The organism is Marivibrio sp., assembly GCF_040218065.1.
In the GTDB taxonomy this organism is placed as follows: Bacteria; Pseudomonadota; Alphaproteobacteria; order UBA8366; family Aestuariispiraceae; genus Marivibrio.
Window position 1 is genome coordinate 75608 of the sequence record NZ_JAVJQE010000008.1, and the last position, 16945, is coordinate 92552.

Genomic DNA, 16945 nt, shown 5'->3' on the forward strand with positions numbered 1-16945 from the left:
CGATAATTTATCGGTCGATCCCTTGGAAAGGTCTTGCATGACTCCTTGTCCCGCGAATCGGCGCCGCGTGGCCGTGATCTACAATCCGGCCGCGGGCGCCCGCCAGCGCGGCCGGCTGCGCGGTCTGCTGAAGCGGCTTAAGGCGGCCGGACATGAAATACTGCTGCGCCGGACGGAAGGACCCGGCGACGCCACGCGGATCGCCGGCGCACTGGACCCCGCCTCGGTCGACGTCGTGCTGGCGGCCGGCGGCGACGGCACCATCAATGAAGTTGCGAACGGGCTGATCGGCCGCTCGCTGCCGCTGGCGATCGCGCCCTTGGGAACCGCCAACGTGCTGGCCTGGGAGTTGGGCCACGGACTCGGCGTTCGGCGGGCCGCGACCACAGTGGCCTGGGGCGACGTGGTGCGCATTCGCCCAGCCCGCGCCGGGACCCGCGGCTTTCTGTTGATGGCGAGCGCGGGCCTGGACGCTCGCGTGGTGGCGGGCGTCGATTCGGCGCTGAAGCGGCGCATCGGAAAGGCGGCCTACGCCCTCGCCGCCGTGCGGGAGATTTTCCGCGCGACGCCCGCGCCGATTGAGGTGGAGATCGACGGCGTCCCGGAAAGGGCGGCGTTGGTCGTGGCGACCCACGCGGCGCATTACGCGGGACCGTTCATCATCGCGCGGGACGCGCGTCTCGCCGACGATCGGCTGACGGTCGTGCTGCTGAAAGACGGGCGTAAGCGCAGCCTGATCCTGTGCGGTCTGGCGTTGTTGCTGAACCGCATTCCGCGGCTCCAAAGCGCAGAGGTGCGGCGCGCTCGGTCGGTGGTCTTCGCGGGACCGGTCGGCGAGCCGGTGCAAAGCGACGGCGATCTGATCGGCCGGACGCCCTTGAGCGTCGGTGTGGGCGAGGCGGAGTTGTCGTTGATCGTCGCCGACCCGGCCCGAGTGGCGAGCGTGCGGCCGACGGAGTCGAAGGAGAGCGCGGCGCTCGACCGTCACTCCCCCTTCAACTCGTAGCCCCGCGCGCCCATGCATCGATTGTAGAGATCGCGCCGCAGCCGTTTGGCGTCCTCGACCGCGAACTGTTCGCTGAGCGCGCCCGTATCGCCGCTGATCCAGTCTGAGGATCGGTCGCGTTCCAGCTGTCGGCCGGCCAGCCGATCCGCGCGCTCGCGACAGGCGGCGCGATCTTGGCCCCAACGCTCCTGAGGCGCATCTTCATTGACCCATTGCGCCCGCTCCGCGCAGGCGCCCACAATGAGCGCGGACAGCAGCAGCGTCGCGGCGGCGGGTCCAAGGCGTGGGCGGCGGACGGGCGAACGTGCTGGCATGCTTCGTGCTTGCTCTTCCTGACGCCCGCGCACGGGCGGAAACGACGATCCTGAGGATGGGGCGCGATGACCATGACGCTCATCGAGATGAAGGCGCCGGAGGTCGATTTTCAAGAGACCCGACGCAAAGATCGCCGCCGGCGCGCCGGCCGCGGCTTGCTCGTCGGCGCGCTGGCGCTGGCGCTGACGGGGTGCATCAGCCCGAACAGCAGCCGGGAGGACAAGCTGGCCTCAGGCACGATCGCCGGGGCGGCGGCCGGCGCGCTGATCGGCTATTCGTTGTTCGGAGGCGGCTCCGGGCAATGGGTGGCGGCGTTCGTGCTGGGCGCGGCCGGCGGCTACGCCGGCTATGAAGTGACCGATCGGCTGACGGTTTGGGATCGCCGTGTGATGCAGGAGACCGCCTACTTCAGCCTGACCGAGGCCCCGGCGGGCGAGACGGCGGCCTGGCGCAACCCCGATACGGGCTCGAACGGCACGATCACGCCGCTGCGCACCTATCTCGACGGCGAGGGGCGGATCTGCCGCGATTACGCCGCCATGATCGAAGTCGAGGGCGAGCGTTATGACGGCGAAGAGACCGCCTGCCGCAATGCGGTCGGCGCGTGGGTCGTCGGCTGAGGCCTCCCTTTCGCGTCGCTTCTGCCTGTGGAAAAAAAAGGCCGCGCCGAAGCGCGGCCCAAGTTTAGGGAGGAAACGCCCAAAAGAGCGCTTGGGGAAGCCTCGGCCTCCCGGCGCTACAACATGGCGAGGCGCGCCATGCTGCGTTGCACAATATGGCATGTGCGGTGCAGCATGGCAAGAGATCGTCGCGAAAAATCGGCTGGAGCTTCCCGCCGTCATTGTCGTCAAGTATCTGATCAGGCGAGAAAAAACGTAAGCGTCCCTGCGCGCGCCGAACCCCGCCCTTGCACCGGGCCGTCGCTTCGCCTTGTATGTACACGAACATTCGTACTCAAACGGCTTGCGCGGCGACATTTTATGTCGCGCACAACCGTCGGGCGGGGTCGGGTTAATGGCGTCTGTCGATCGCATGAGCGACGCGCGCGGGGAAACGGCGCCGGACGAGGGCCGGGCGTCGGAGTACGACGTCACCGAGCAGATCGGCCATCTGCTGCGCCGGGCGCACCAACGCGCCACGGCCGTCTTCCAGGAGACCCTGGACGATCCCGGCATGACGCCGATGCAACTCGCTGCGCTGATGCGCCTCGTCGATGCAGGCCCGGTCTCCCAAAACCGCCTCGGCCGCGAGACGGCGATGGATCCGGCCACGATCCAGGGGGTCATCCGGCGGCTTGAGGAGCGCGGCCTGATCGAGCGGCGCCCGGACCCGAGCGACCGCCGCCGCACGCTGTTGAGCGCAAGCGAGGCGGGCGGCCGGTTGGCGCAGGCGCTGATCCCGTCGGCCGAAAAAGTCAGCGCGCGCACGCTGGACCCTTTGAGCGAGTCCGAGCGGCGCGCGCTGATCGCGCTTCTGAAGAAGATCGCCTGAGGCTCAAATCCTCAGGCGGCGCGGAAGTCAGTCCCGCTCCACGCACATCGCGATGCCCATGCCGCCGCCGATGCACAGCGTGGCGAGGCCCTTCTTCGCGTCGCGTTTGACCATCTCGTGCAGCAGGGTGACGAACACGCGCTGGCCGGAGGCGCCGATCGGATGGCCGAGCGCGATCGCGCCGCCGTTCACGTTCACCTTCTCCGGGTTCCAGCCCATGTCCTTGTTGACGGCCAGCGCCTGAGCGGCGAAGGCCTCGTTCGCCTCGATCAGGTCGAGGTCTTCCGGGCTCCAGCCGGCTTTCTCCAGCGCCTTGCGCGAGGCCGGGATCGGACCCGTGCCCATGATCGAGGGGTCGACGCCGGCGGTCGCCCAGGAGACGATCCGGGCCAGCGGCTCGATCCCGCGCTTCTCGGCCTCGGCCGCGCTCATCAACACGCAGGCGGCCGCGCCGTCGTTGATGCCCGATGCGTTGCCCGCGGTTACGGTGCCCTCCTTGTCGAAGGCCGGGCGCAGCTTGGAAAGGCTTTCGGCCGTGGTGCCGTGCTTGGGATGCTCGTCATCTTCTACGACGGTCTCGCCCTTGCGGCCCTTGATCGTCACGGGGACGATCTCGTCCTTGAAGCGGCCGGCCTTTTGGGCGGCCTCGGCCTTCTGCTGCGACAGCGCGGCGAATTCGTCCTGCTGCTCGCGCGTCAGCTGCCACTGGCGGGCGACGTTCTCGGCCGTGTTGCCCATGTGATAGCCGTTGAAGGCGCACCACAGACCGTCCTTGATCATGGTGTCGACGAACTTAAGGTCGCCCATCTTCTGGCCGTTGCGCAGGTGCGCGGCGTGCGGCGCCTGGCTCATGCTCTCCTGGCCGCCGGCGACGATGATGTCGGCGTCGCCCGCTTTGATCGCCTGCAGGCCGAGTGCGACCGAGCGCAGGCCGGACCCGCACAACTGGTTCATCTGATAGGCCGTCTTCTCAACCGGGATGCCGGCCTCGACCGCCGCCTGACGGGCGGGATTCTGGCCTTCGGCCGCGGTCAGGATCTGACCCAGCACCACCTCGTCGACGTCTTCCGGCGCGACCTTGGCGCGGCTCAACGCCTCCTTGATCGCGACGCTGCCGAGATAGTGGGCGGGGACGCTGCTCAGCGCGCCGTTGAAGGCGCCGACCGGCGTGCGGGCCGCGCCGGCGATTACGATGTCGGTCATGGATGCTCCTCCGCTTGGGTGCGTTCGCTTGGATGCGATCTGTCGGCGTCCCGGCTCAAGGTCGGCGATCGGCCGACGGGCGAGCCCACGGACGCGGGCGTACGAAAACTGGCGCTGCAGCGCCTGCGCGGCGCTGCGTCGCAAAAAGACTGTAGCGACCGGGGCGCATGCGGGCAACGCGCTTGCCGCCCGGCGCGCCGTCTTGCACCTAGGCGCCGTCGCCGCGCTCTGCAAGGAAGTCGGCGATCGGCCGCCAGACCCGATCCGGCGCGCTCGCGCCGACGATCATGCCGATATGGCCCGCCTCCGGCTCGATCAGCCGGCAGCCCGGCACGGCCGCGGCCAGCGCCCGCGCCGAGGCCGGCGGCACGATCCGATCGCCCGCCGGGGCGAGCGCGAGGCTCGGGACGCCGACCGCGCCTGGATCGACCGGGAATCCGCCAAGCCGCCACCCTCCGCGGGCCGGCCGGTTTTCGCCGTACCATCCGATCAAACATTCTTCAGCCACGGCCGCCGGAAGCGGGACGCCGTCGTTGAGCCAGTCCTCCAACGCGACGAAGGCGTGCGCGCGGGCGCTCTCCGGCGCCATGCGCGCGAAGGCGGCGAACTTCCGCGGCGCCAAATCAGGGTCGAGGGCGGCGAACAGCGCCTGAATGGCGTCGACAGGCAGCACGCCCAATCCGGCGATCGCCGGCGCCCAAAGCTGCGCCGTCGCGCCCAGCGCGCGCGCTTGGGCCGCGCGTTCGGCGTGGAAGTCCCAGGGCGCGGCGAGCAGCACCAATCGGTCGATCGGCGGATGCGGGCCCAACCAGCCGGCGGCCAGCGGCAAGGCCAGCAGACCGCCCATGCAGTAGCCGAGAAGGCCCACGGGCCGGCCGGCGGCTTCGGCCGCCGCGGCGGCGGCGCGCCCCAACCGGGCGACCACGTCGGCGAGGGCGAAGCTGCGCTCCTCCGCGCCCGGCGCCCCCCAATCCATCAGGAAGACGTCGAAGCCGTCCTGCGCCAGCCACCGCGCAAAACTGCACCGCTCGGACAGGTCGAGCACGTAGCCCCGATTGACCAGGGACGGCGTCAGCAGCACCGCGCCCTTCGCTGATCCGCGACGCAGCGCGCGGAAATCCAAAAGCCGAGCCCCGCCTTCCCGCCAGACCGCCGGCGGATCGGCGAGCGTGCGCCGATAGGGGTGGCTGCGATACCGCTCGATCCCGTCGAGCATGGCCGCGAGCCGGCGTTGCTCCACCCTCTGGACCGCGCCGGCGAAGGCGCGGCGCACGGCGTCAGGATCGGGGCTTTCGTCCGGCCGGCCGTTTGGCGGCGGCTCGTTTCGCCGCCGCCTTTTTTTTGGCGCGGCCTTTTCCGCCGCCGCCTTTCGCGCCGGCGGCCTTTCCAGCGCCTGCAGCGCCGCCTCGATCGCCGCCGCCTCCGGCCGCAGGTCCGCCGCCCAGGGAATCGAGCCGCTCCTCAAGGCGGCGGAGGCGGCGATCGAACTCATTGAGACGCCGATCGCGGTCGTCAGATGCACCGCCAGCGGCCGCGGTCCCATGCGGGCCGGTGGTTCGCGCCGCTCCGTCATCCGCGCCTCCCTGTTGCGCCGCCCCGCCGGTCATCGCGGCGGCCATCGCCTGCATTTGGCGCATCATCGCGCCGGGATCGGCGCCCGGCGCTCCGACCGGATCCCGTCCGGCCTCGGGCGGCCAGGCGCCGTCGAGCCAGAAGGGACGCCAGAAGCGCGCGAGCAAAGCCATCGCCTCCGCCGTCGCCGGGTCGTCGGCTGTGCGCGCCGCCTGCTCGCGCCACAGGGCTGCGAACCGTTCGGCAAGCGCCGCCAAATCCTCTTCGCCGTCTCGGCTCGGGCTCATCGGCTCGCTCGATCCTCCTTGCCTCGCAGGCGGCGCCGCACCCGCCGCCGCGGGCGGACTATAGACCGGACGCGCCCGCGGCTCCAAGGGGTTAGGCCGATCGGCGTCGGCGCCCGCCGCGCTTGCGCCGCCTCATTGCGCGGTGCAGTATGCCCTTACTTCGCGCAAGGGCGCGGGGCGGTCGACACTCGGGCGACCCCTTCGCAAAGCGCGCGCGAGACGGCTCTCGTGGAAGGAGCGGATCGATGGCGGACGAACGCGAGAGCGCCGGCCAGGCGGGGGCGGCGAAAAAGACGGGCAAGGCGGGCGGCGGTAAAGGCGACGGCCGCGAGGGCGCGCCGGTCACCATCAAGAAATACGCGAACCGCCGGCTCTACAATACGGCCACCAGCAGCTACGTCACCCTCGACCATCTGTGCAAAATGGTGAAGGAGGGGGTGGAGTTCGCGGTCTACGACGCCAAGACGGGCGAAGACATCACCCGCTCGGTGCTCACTCAGATCATCGTGGAGGAGGAGGCGAAGACCGGCCAGAATCTCCTGCCGATCAGCTTCCTGCGCCAACTCATCAGTTTCTATGGCGACAACATGCAGCAGATGATGCTGCCGCAGTATCTCGACTTCTCGATCCGCTCGTTCGCGGAGAATCAGGAGAAGATGCGCAGCTACATGTCGGACGCCTTCGGAACCGTGTTCCCCTTCGGCCAGTTGGAGGAGATGGGGAAGAAGAACATGGAGATCTTCGAACGCGCGATGCGCGCCTTCACGCCGTTCCCAAACGACGAGGCGGCGGATCCGACCGGCGAGCCGAGTGAGGCCAATCGTCAGGCCGCCGCCGATCAGGCGCAGCGGGTCGAGGCGCTGCAGTCTCAACTCGCCGAGATGCAGCGCCAGCTCAAGGACATGCAGAAGAAATAGCGGGTCAGGCCGGATCGCGGTCCGGATCGACCTTGCGCCAATCGGGCGCGACTTCCGGCCGGCCGAGGTGCCAGCCCTGCAGGAAGTCGGCGCCTTCACGGCTGAGGATCCGGGCGTCCTCCTCGCTCTCGATGCATTCCGCCACCGTCTTCAGGCCGAAGCCTTCGGCCAAGCCCAGCAGCGTACGCACGAACAGCTGGTTGTCCGGGCTGTTGGCGATGTCGGTGACGAACGCTCCGTCGATCTTCACGACGTCGACCGTCAGCGACTTCATGTGTCGGAACGAGGTGTAGCCCGAGCCGAAATCGTCGAGCGCCACCTTGCAGCCGAGATCGCGCACGTTGCTGATGAAGCGCGCCGTGACGTCGAAATCCTCCAGCGCCGCCGTCTCGGTGATCTCAATCGTCAGCCGTTCGGCGATCGACCGGCTGCCCGTCACCAGACTGACCAGCGTGCGCATCCAGGACGGGTCGATGACCGTCATGGACGAGACGTTGACGGCGAGCGCCACGTTCGGGTGCCGGCGCAGATCCTGCGCGGCGAGTTCGAGCGCGCGCAGGTCGAGCAGACGGATCAAGCCCAGCTTCTCGAGAATCGGCACGAACTCACCGGCCGAGCGCAACTGGCCGTGCTCGTCATACATGCGCAGCAGCGTCTCGAAATAGCGCGTCTCCCGGGTGCGCGCGCACACGACCGGCTGATAGGCCAGCACGATGCGGTCGTCGTCCAGCGCGCGCAGCACGTCCTCTCCGACCTCGATGTTTCGGCGCTGGCGTTCGCGTTGTTCGCTCGACATCTCGTAGCGCACGAAGCAGTTGCGGCCCGCCGCCTTGGCTTCCTGCAGCGCGCTCTCCGCTCCGGTCATGGCGTCCTGCGCGGTGCGGATGAAGCCGGGGATCGAGACGCCGCCGATCGAAACGGTGAGGCGCATGGGCCCGTCGGCCGTCTCTAACGGCGCGGCGCGGAAGGCCTCAAGGATCTTTTCGGCCGTGCGCGCCAACCCGTCCTCGTCGCATTGCGCCAGCACGATGCCGAAGCGGTCGCCGCCGATACGCCCGATCACGTCGGTGATCCGCAGGCAGCGCTCGATCCGCTGCCCGGCCGCGATGATGACGGCGTCAGCGGTCTCGTGCCCGTAGCCGTCGTTGATCATCGAGAGCTTGTCGAGGCCGACCGCAAGATAACCGCCCGAAACCTTGTAACGCTGGTTATAGGCCAGCGCGCTCTGCAGCGCTTCGCGCAGTCGCGCCTTGTTGAGATGGCCGGTCAATTCGTCGAAGTTCGCGCGATGCTCCAGCAGGCTCTCAGCCTGTTTCCGACGGGTGATGACCCGCAGCGTGCCGGCCAGACTTTGCGGCTCCCCGTCGCCGCCGACGCTCATGCCGCCGCGGTCGTGAACCCAGACGAAAGAGCCGTCTTCGCGTCGAATGCGATATTCGCAGTCATAGGGCGAGCCGGTAGACAGATGTTCGTTCAACACCTTGAGCCGTCGCGCCAGATCTTCGGCGTTGATGCGCTCGTTGAAGGCTTCGCCGTCAGCGACGGACGGCGGGGCCGCGCGACCGAAGATGCCGGCCACGTCGCCCGCCCAATCGATCCGGTCGTCCTGCAGGTCCCAGACATAGGCCAGGTCGCCCGAAGCCTCCAAGGCCGCGCGCACGATCGGCCCCGGCCCCGAGGCCGGCGTGCGGTCGTCGGCGATCGCGTCTGCGCCGTCCCGCATCGCAGGGTCGGGTGGGGGTTGCGCCGTCATCGGCTCGCCGTCCAACTCCATGGCCGCACCGTCGCACTCTTCCTGCTTGGGGTTCCGATCATGCCCGCTCGACGCCCCGCCCGAGCGACGCTCGCTCGGCTCCCGTCCTATCGGATGGCGCGTCGTTCGTCCTTTCTGTTCGCCGTCGATCCGGTGCGCCGGACCAAGTAGGCCTCCCGGTAATCAGTCCCGCCCCTGCAAAAACAAAACGCTGCGACTCCCATCGACTATTACGACGTCTTTCAGACTATCAAACAATTCGCCGCGGATCGACAAGAGTTTGCGTTGCACAAATAGACCTGTCCCGACGCAGGTCCCTCTCGATCGTTCGCAACCCTAAGACGCACGGGTTAATAAGGAATGAAGATCCGTCGTCTCCGCCCTCGCTTCCAAACCGGCGCCGCGCCCGTCGCGGGCCGCGCGTCCCGGGCGCCGCCGCCCCTTGCCCGGGAAACGGATTTGCCGCAAACTCGTTCGTACACAAACAATCCTCGCAGGCCGGGTGCGGCGCGAGCGAGGGGCGAACAGGCGCGACGTCAAGGGAGTTCCGGCCGACATGACGGGCCCCGTCTATCATCGACCCACGACGCTTCAGGCGGCGTTGGAGCGGCTGGCCGAGAGGCCGCTGGTCGTGCTTTCGGGCGGCACGGATCATTATCCGGCCCGCGTGGGCCCGCACGCGGAGGAGGCCGTTCTCGACATCGGCGGGATTTCCGAACTGCGCTTCATTCGCGAGGAGGCGCAGGCCTTCGTCCTCGGCGGCCGCACAACCTGGACCGACGTCGTGGAGGCCGAGCTTCCGCCCTGGTTCGACGCCCTGAAGCAGGCGGCGCGGGAGATCGGCGGCGTGCAGATTCAAAATCGCGGCACGCTGGCGGGCAATCTGTGCAACGCCTCGCCCGCGGCGGACGGAACGCCCTGCCTTCTCGCGGCCGATGCGGCGGTCGAGCTGCACAGCGTCGCGGGCCCACGCCGGCTGCCGCTCGCGGACTTTCTGATCGGCTACCGCGCCACGGCGCGGCGGCCGGACGAGCTGCTGACGGCGATCCATCTGCCCAAACCCGACCGTCCGGCGGCGAGTCGTTTCCTCAAGCTCGGCGCGCGACGTTATCTGGTGATCTCGATCGCGATGGTCGCCGCGACGCTCGAAGTCGACGATGGCGGCGCCGTAGCTGCGGCGCGGATCGCGGTCGGCGCCTGCTCCGCCACGGCTCAACGCCTGTCCGAGCTTGAGGCCGCGCTTGTCGGCCGGCCGGCCGCTCCGGGCCTAGGCGCGCTTGTGAGTGAGGCGCATCTCGCGGAGCTGCAGCCGATCGACGACGTCCGCGCGAGCGCGGCCTATCGCCGGCGCGCGGCGCGGACTCTCGTCGCCCGGGCGCTTGAGGATGTCGTCCGGGTCCCCGCCGAGGCGGAGGAGAACGCCGCATGACCGACGCCCTGGATCGACCGAGCGAAGCGGGCGCGCAAATCGACGTAGCCTTGACGGTGAACGGCAAGGCCGAACGCTTGCGCGTGCCCGCGGGCCGGCGCTTGACCCGCGTGCTTCGCGAAGATCTCGGTCTGATCGGGACCAAGGTCGGGTGCGACGCCGGCGACTGCGGCGCCTGCACTGTGCTGCTCGACGGCGCGCAGGTCTGCGCCTGTCTGGTGCCCGCCGCCCAAGCCGACGGCGCCGAGATCCGCACGGTGGAGGGGCTGGCCGCGGACGGGCGGCTCGACCGGTTGCAAGAGGCTTTCCTGGCGCACGGGGCGGCGCAATGCGGGATCTGCACGCCGGGCATGCTGATGGCGGCGCATGATCTGCTGGCCCGAGTCGCACGGCCGAACCGGCGAGAGGCGATGGACGCGCTGGGCGGCGTGCTGTGCCGCTGCACCGGCTACCAGAAAATCGTCGAGGCGGTGCTGGACGCCGCCGGCAACGGTCCCGCCCCGCCGGCCGACAACGCCGAGACTCGGGCGATGGGCGCGCGGGTGGCCCGGCTTGACGGGGCGCCGAAACTGGACGGCACGGAGCGTTACGGCGCTGACGCCTTTCCGGAAAACTGCCTGCATATGCGCGTCGTGCGCAGCCCGTACGCGCACGCGCGATTTACGATCGGCGACTTGCGGGGCCTGCACGCACGCTTCCCCGGCCTGGACCGGGTTCTGACGGCCGCCGACATCCCCGGTCTGAACGGTTTCGGCATCTATCCGACAATCAAGGACCAGCCGGTTCTGGCGGAGGGTCGGGTGCTGTACCGCGGCGATGCGGTCTGCGCGCTGCTGGGCGACCGTGAGACGATCGACCGGTTGACCGACGCCGACCTGCCGATCGAATGGGCCGTCCTGCCGGCGGTCGAAGATCTGGACGCGGCCCGCGATCCCGCGCGGTCGGCCGCCTTGCACCCGCGCCTGGAGGAGCACAACGTCCTGATCCGAGGCCGGGTCAAGGCGGGCGACGCGGAGGCGGCGTTGGAGGTCGGCGTCGTGCGCGCGGCGGGGCGTTATGAAACCGGCTTCGTCGAGCACGCCTATATTGAACCTGAGGCGGGATACGCCGTACGCGTCGGCGATCGAGTTCATGTGTACGCCTGTACGCAAGCGCCCTACATGGATCTTGAGGAGGTCGCCAACGTTCTCGGCTTCGAGCAAGAGCGCGTCCGCATCGTGCCCACCGCCTGCGGCGGCGGCTTCGGCGGCAAGCTGGACGTCTCGCTGCAGCCGATCCTGGGCGTCGCCGCTTGGCTGACCGGCCGACCGGTGCGCTATGTCTATGACCGGCCTGAGTCGATGCGCGCCAGCACCAAGCGGCACCCGGCGCGGATCGACGCGACGCTGGCGGCGGACGCGGACGGCCGGCTGACCGCCCTTCGCATGCACGCGGATTTCGACACCGGCGCCTACGCGAGCTGGGGTCCGACCGTGGCCGGGCGCGTGCCGGTTCACGCCACCGGCCCCTATCGGGTTCCGCACGTGCTGGCGACCAGCGCGGCCATTCACACGAACAAGTGCCCGTCCGGCGCCTTCCGCGGCTTCGGCGTGCCGCAGGGCGCGATCGCGACCGAGGGGCTGATGGACGATCTGGCGGCGGCGCTTGGGGAGGACCCGGTGGCCTTCCGCCTGAAGAACGCGCTGCGCGCCGGCGACCGCACGGCGACCGGCCAGGTGATCGAGCAATCGGTCGGCATGGCGGCGTGCCTGGAGGCCGTGCAGGGCGCGTGGGCGCAGTGGCGCGCCGCCGCCGTAACCGCCAACGCGGCCGCTGAGGCGTCGGGATCGCCGCTGCGCCGCGGCGTCGGCGTCGGCTGCATGTGGTACGGCTGCGGCAACACCTCGATGTCCAATCCGTCCAACATGCAGGTCGCGCTAGACCGGCGCGGCGGGATCACGCTTTACAACGGCGCGGTCGACATCGGCCAAGGCACGTACACCGTGATGCCGCAGATCTGCGCCGAGACGCTTGGGGTCCCGGTCGCGCGGATCGCCCAGGTGACCGGCGACACGGACGCGACTCTTGACGCCGGCAAGACCTCCGCGTCGCGCCAGACCTTCGTCTCGGGGCGCGCGGTGAAGGAGGCGGCGGAGGCGTTGCTCGCCGAAGTCCGCCGCCACGCCAACGCCGGCCCCGACGCGGAGATCCGCTTCCTGGAGGACGGCGTGGCCGCCTATGAGGACGGGGTTGAAAAGCGTGTCGCGCTCGAAGAGCTGGGCGAGGTCGAGATGGGGCCGCCGGGCGCCGTGCTGCTGGGGGTCGGGCGATTCGATCCGCCGACGACGACGCTGGACGCGGACGGGCAGGGCGCGCCCTACGCCACCTACGGCTTCGCCGCCCAGATCGCGGAGGTCGAGGTTGATCTGGAGTTGGGCACGGTCCGGCCGACGCGGCTCTTGGCCGCCCATGACGTGGGCCGCGCCGTCAACCCCACGCTGGTCGAGGGGCAGATCCACGGCGGCGTGGCGCAGGGCCTCGGCCTCGCGCTGATGGAGGAGTACGTCCACGGCCGCACGGAGAACCTGCACGATTATCTCATTCCAACCTTCGGCGACATGCCGCAGATCGACTGCATCCTCATCGAGGACCCTGAGCGCGAGGGCCCGTTCGGGGCCAAGGGCATCGGCGAGCCGGCGCTGGTTCCGACCGCGCCGGCCATCCTGGGCGCGATTCGGCAGGCGACCGGCGCGGTGATCCGCCAGGTTCCGGCCACGCCGCATCGGGTGTTGGAGGCGATCGACACCGTGCGACAGGAGGGCGCGTGACCGAGACTCGCCGCGACACCTCCGCCGTCGAGGGCGCGCCGCCGACCAAGGGCCAGGACTCGGGCGGCGACGGCGTCGTGCGCTGCGACGCCTGCCCGGTGATCTGCCGCATCCGGCCGGGCCGGACCGGCGCCTGCGACCGGTACGCCAACATCGACGGCCGCCTCGCGCGGACCGATCCCTTGACCTTGCTGCAAAAGACCGAACAGAAGCCCGACGGCCAAGTCGTGCGCTTCCTGAAGCCGCAAGGGGCGTGGGATGGGAGTCTGACCTCGGACGCTCCGGTCTTCGTCACCGGGATCGGCGCCACCACGACCTATCCCGACTACAAGCCGGCCCCTTTCATCGTCGCCGGCAAATGGCGCGGCGTCGACACCGTCACCGTGGTGACCGAGGGGATCTTCAGCTACTGCTCTCTCAAGGTGAAGATCGACACCGATCGACATATCGGGCCGGAACAGGCCGACGTCCTGGTCGACGGCGAACCGATCGGCCACGTCACCACGGCGGAGTACGGCTCGCAGATGCTCTCGCTGGGCGGGGTTCGCCATCTGACCGGCGGGGCGAAGAAGGAAGGCGTCGTCACCTGTAAGGCGATGCTCGATCTGTGCAACAAGCGCGCTGTGGAGATGCAGATCGACGGCGGCGCCAAACTGACCGTCCAGGCCGGCGCGGCGCCGATCGTCGACGGCGAGCAGGAGCGGCGCATGCGCGTCGGATGCGGCAGCGCCGCCATCGGCATGTTCGCCCAACAATGGCGCGGCCACGCCGACGAGGTGATCGTGGTCGACGATCACATAACCGGCGTGTTGAGCGAACATCAGGCGGGCGCCTATCTCGACATGAGCCCGAGCGGGATCCGCGTGCGCGGGCGCAAATCGACGCCGGGGCGGTATTTTCAGACCGCGCGCCCCGGCGCCGGCTGGGGCGGCACGGACGTAACCGACCCGCTCACCATCATCGAGAAGATCGACCCCAAAAAGGCCTGGCCGGGCCTGCGCCTCTTCATGGTCTCGACCACGGGCGAGGACGCGCTCTACTGCGTGCTCGACGAGGATCTGACGCCCGTCCCGACGGAGATGCCCGCGCCGCTCGCCCAGGTGGTCGACCGGATTGCGGAGAATTGCGAGCCGGCGCTGTGCTCCGTCCTGTTCCTCGGCGGGGCGGGGGGCAGCCTGCGCGCGGGCGTGACGGAGAATCCGGTGCGCCTAACCCGTTCGGTGCGCGACGCGCTGACCCGGGTGACGGTCGGGGGCGCGCCCGCCTATGTCTGGCCGGGCGGCGGGATCACGGTGATGGTGGATGTGACGCAGACGCCGGACGAGGCCTTCGGATCGGTCCCGACGCCCGCCCTGGTCGCGCCGATCGAATTCAGCATGAGCCGCGCGGACTATCTGGCGCTGGGCGGGCATGAGGCGGCGATCGTCGCGCTGGATCGGATCGAGACGCCGGACGGGCGGCGCCTGATTGATGCGCGCGCGGACCTGCCTTGGCCGCACGACCCGAAGACGGCGGAAGAGGCGCTGTGATCCCATGACCCCGCCCTTCGCCGCCCGATTGGCCGACGGTCGCCTGCATCTGCAGCACGGACCGATCGATCTGATCGTGGAAGCCGAGGGGCCGTTCGCGGAGGTGGAGGCCGCCTACGATCAGGCCGAGGCGCGCTTTCCAGACATTTTGCCCTCGCTGGCCGAGGAATTGCCGCTGTTACGCGCGCCGATCGGCGCCGTCAGCCCGCGCGGACCCGTCGCCCAGCGCATGCGTTGGGCGTGCCTGCCGTTCAGCGACCAAGCCTTCGTCACGCCGATGGCCGCCGTGGCCGGCGCGGTTGCGGACGAGTTGTTGGCGGCGATGACGCGCGCACGACGGCTCGCCAAAGCCTATGTGAACAATGGGGGAGACGTGGCCTTTTTCCTCACCCCCGGGACGCAGATAGGGGTCGGCCTCCTCGCCGATCTCGATACGGCGGAGCCGGCGGGCCGGGTCGATCTAGACGCCGGTCAGCGCGGGCGCGGCCTCGCCACCAGCGGGCGCGGCGGACGCTCATTCTCGTTGGGGATAGCCGACGCCGTCACCGTGCTGGCGGAAACTGCGGCCCAGGCCGACGCCGCCGCCACATTGATCGCCAACGCCGTGGACGTCGACGACCCGGCGGTGACGCGCCGGCCGGCCGCCTCCCTCGACCCGGACAGCGATCTGGGCGAGCGGCCGGCGGTGACCGCGCTCGGCCCGCTTTCCGACGCCGCGATTGATCGGGCGTTGGCCGCGGGCTTCGAGCGCGCGGCGCAGTTCCAGACCCAAGGGCTGATCCTCGGCGCGGTGTTGAGCCTGCGAGGGCGGCGGCGGGCTCTCGGCCCGTTGCAAGCGCCCGGACCCGCCGTCGTCCTTCCATCCGCAGATCGGAGCGTCCCCGCATGAGCGACCCCACCATCGAGATCCGCAAGATCGTCACTCATGTCGAAGAGATCCGGCATGAATTCGGCCCGCCGCCCGACAAGCCCGTGCTGGTCGGTTGGGCGGCGGCCGTCATCGCCAATCCCTTCGCCGGCGCGTTCGCGCCCGAGATCGAGGGGTTCATGGAGACGCTGAAGCCGCTTGGCGACGAGATGGCCGCCCGTCTGCTCGTCGCCATGGGCGGCGACAAGCGGGCGATCGAAGCCTACGGCAAGGGGGCGATCGTGGGCGTCGACGGGGAGTTGGAGCACGGCGCGCTGTGGCATGTCCCCGGCGGTTGGGCGATGCGACGGCTGTTGGGCGAGGCGCTGGCCATCGTGCCTTCGTCGAAGAAGGTCGGCGCCTGCGGGGCGGGGCTCGACGTGCCGCTCGGTCATATCGACGCGGCCTATGTGCGCAGCCACTTCTCCGCGATCGAAGTGCGCGTCGCCGACGCCCCGCGCCCGCGCGAGATCGTCTACGCCATCGCGATGGCCGACGGCGGCCGAATCCACGAACGCGTCGGCGGCCTGACGCAAGCGGACATCAGCGCGCGCGACGGGCTGCGCTAGCCTGCGTCCTGACGAGCTCACTCCTGCAGACATCAGGCGTCCGCTTCATTGCGTGGGAGAGAGAAGGCCTCCCGTCCGGGGCGCGGCCGGCCGCTTCGCGCGGCTTCGTCGCGACGCCGTGAGGGGGGCGGCGCCGCGACGCGGGTCCGTAACCGCTCGCCGCGACCGATCCGCGCCCCGGATCGGGATTGCGCCTATCGTCGTCGGTCCATGTGTTCCCCATGGGGCTCGAATATGGCGAGTGTGGGGCGCTGCGGATTTTTCGCCGATCGGGGTTTAAACGAAAAATCAATAGCTTAGGTGAAGGCCTGGCGGACGGCGCACGGCCGTTCGATAGAATGTCTCAGGACAAAAAGGAGGCTTTGCCGCAATGGCTGACGAAAAGCGCATCCTAATCGTCGTGACCTCGCACGATCAGCTCGGGGACACAGGCAAGCCGACCGGCTTCCATCTCGAGGAGCTGACCCATCCCTATTACGCCTTCAAGGACGCCGGCCACACGGTCGATATCGCCTCCGTCCAAGGCGGCGAGGCGCCGATCGACCCGAACAGCCGCAAACCGGACGGCGAGAACGCTGAGAGCGTCGAACGGTTTCTGAACGACGACATGGCGATGGCGACGATCCGGCAGACGCTGCCGCTCACCGAAGTGAATGCGGACGCGTACGACGGCGTCTATCTGCCGGGCGGCCACGGCACAATGTGGGATATGCCGAACAATAAGACGCTGGCGGACCTCATCGGCGCCTTCTACATGGCCGACCGACCGGTCGCCGCGGTCTGCCACGGTCCGGCCGGTCTCGTCGGCGCCGCCAAGAAGGACGGCGAACCGATCGTCGCGGGCAAGCGGGTGAACTGCTTCCGGGACGAGGAAGAGCGCAAGGTCGAACTCGACGGCGTCGTCCCCTTCTTGTTGGAGAGCAAATTGAAGGATCTCGGCGCGAAGGTCGAAGGCGGCGAGCCCTTCACCTCCTACGCCGTGCGCGACGGCAACCTGGTGACCGGGCAGAACCCGATGTCGCTGGAGCGTCTGTCGGCCCTCTTCCTTGAGGCCCTGCGCGACGCGGAGCAGCGCCACGCGGCGTGACGCCGGACCCCTAGCGTCCCGAACGCCCCCGCCCGAGGCTCACGCTCGGGCGGGGTTTTTTGGTCGGCCTGCG

At 69.5% G+C, this 16945-nt stretch carries 14 protein-coding genes; 10 read left to right on the top strand and 4 right to left on the bottom strand.

Going from position 1 to position 16945, the window contains the following annotated elements; all coding sequences use genetic code 11:
• Positions 1-37: 37 nt before the first annotated feature.
• On the top strand, positions 38-1006 hold the full coding sequence (locus RIB45_RS06685; protein WP_350049463.1) for a diacylglycerol/lipid kinase family protein: 969 nt from the start codon (positions 38-40) through the stop codon (positions 1004-1006).
• On the opposite strand, the gene RIB45_RS06690 is transcribed toward RIB45_RS06685, so the two are convergent.
• Positions 985-1320 (bottom strand): hypothetical protein, encoded by a 336-nt coding sequence (locus RIB45_RS06690; RefSeq protein WP_350049464.1) that lies wholly within the window; start codon positions 1318-1320, stop codon positions 985-987. The two genes, RIB45_RS06685 and RIB45_RS06690, sit on opposite strands and share 22 nt — an antisense overlap.
• 66 nt (positions 1321-1386) lie before the next feature.
• Here RIB45_RS06690 and RIB45_RS06695 point away from each other — a divergent pair, with 66 nt between their 5' ends.
• Positions 1387-1941 carry an RT0821/Lpp0805 family surface protein gene (locus tag RIB45_RS06695; RefSeq protein WP_350049465.1) on the top strand — a complete coding sequence of 185 codons (555 nt, stop codon included), beginning with the start codon at positions 1387-1389 and terminating at the stop codon, positions 1939-1941.
• Between the two features lie 412 nt (positions 1942-2353).
• Positions 2354-2812, top strand: coding sequence for a MarR family winged helix-turn-helix transcriptional regulator (locus tag RIB45_RS06700; RefSeq protein ID WP_350049466.1), 459 nt, complete (start codon positions 2354-2356; stop codon positions 2810-2812).
• 27 nt (positions 2813-2839) lie between these two features.
• Here the strand turns inward: RIB45_RS06700 and RIB45_RS06705 are convergent, their stop codons facing one another.
• Positions 2840-4015 (bottom strand): acetyl-CoA C-acetyltransferase, encoded by a 1176-nt coding sequence (locus RIB45_RS06705; RefSeq protein WP_350049467.1) that lies wholly within the window; start codon positions 4013-4015, stop codon positions 2840-2842.
• Between the two features lie 208 nt (positions 4016-4223).
• Positions 4224-5588, bottom strand: a complete 1365-nt coding sequence (locus RIB45_RS06710) for an alpha/beta fold hydrolase (protein ID WP_350049468.1) — start codon at positions 5586-5588, stop codon at positions 4224-4226.
• A 531-nt stretch (positions 5589-6119) separates the two neighbouring features.
• Between RIB45_RS06710 and phaR the strand changes: the two genes are divergently transcribed.
• Entirely contained in the window at positions 6120-6791 is a 672-nt protein-coding gene (gene phaR / locus RIB45_RS06715) for a polyhydroxyalkanoate synthesis repressor PhaR (protein WP_350049469.1), read from the top strand.
• A gap of 4 nt (positions 6792-6795) precedes the next feature.
• On the opposite strand, the gene RIB45_RS06720 is transcribed toward phaR, so the two are convergent.
• A complete protein-coding gene (locus RIB45_RS06720; protein ID WP_350049470.1) occupies positions 6796-8565 on the bottom strand; it encodes a putative bifunctional diguanylate cyclase/phosphodiesterase in 1770 nt (589 codons plus the stop codon).
• A gap of 535 nt (positions 8566-9100) precedes the next feature.
• Between RIB45_RS06720 and RIB45_RS06725 the strand changes: the two genes are divergently transcribed.
• From RIB45_RS06725 to RIB45_RS06750, 6 genes are all read left to right on the top strand, one after another.
• Positions 9101-9973, top strand: a complete 873-nt coding sequence (locus RIB45_RS06725) for an FAD binding domain-containing protein (protein ID WP_350049471.1) — start codon at positions 9101-9103, stop codon at positions 9971-9973.
• Entirely contained in the window at positions 9970-12780 is a 2811-nt protein-coding gene (locus tag RIB45_RS06730; protein ID WP_350049472.1) for a molybdopterin-dependent oxidoreductase, read from the top strand. The genes RIB45_RS06725 and RIB45_RS06730 overlap by 4 nt, the downstream gene beginning before the upstream one ends.
• Positions 12777-14309: a 6-hydroxynicotinate reductase gene (locus RIB45_RS06735; RefSeq protein ID WP_350049473.1), complete on the top strand. Its 1533-nt coding sequence runs from the start codon at positions 12777-12779 to the stop codon at positions 14307-14309. The genes RIB45_RS06730 and RIB45_RS06735 overlap by 4 nt, the downstream gene beginning before the upstream one ends.
• 4 nt (positions 14310-14313) lie before the next feature.
• Positions 14314-15198 carry a UPF0280 family protein gene (locus tag RIB45_RS06740; RefSeq protein WP_350049474.1) on the top strand — a complete coding sequence of 295 codons (885 nt, stop codon included), beginning with the start codon at positions 14314-14316 and terminating at the stop codon, positions 15196-15198.
• Complete coding sequence (locus tag RIB45_RS06745; protein WP_350049475.1) at positions 15195-15785, top strand: amino acid synthesis family protein; 591 nt, start codon at positions 15195-15197, stop codon at positions 15783-15785. The genes RIB45_RS06740 and RIB45_RS06745 overlap by 4 nt, the downstream gene beginning before the upstream one ends.
• A 370-nt stretch (positions 15786-16155) precedes the next feature.
• Positions 16156-16872, top strand: coding sequence for a type 1 glutamine amidotransferase domain-containing protein (locus RIB45_RS06750; RefSeq protein ID WP_350049476.1), 717 nt, complete (start codon positions 16156-16158; stop codon positions 16870-16872).
• Positions 16873-16945: the final 73 nt, after the last annotated feature.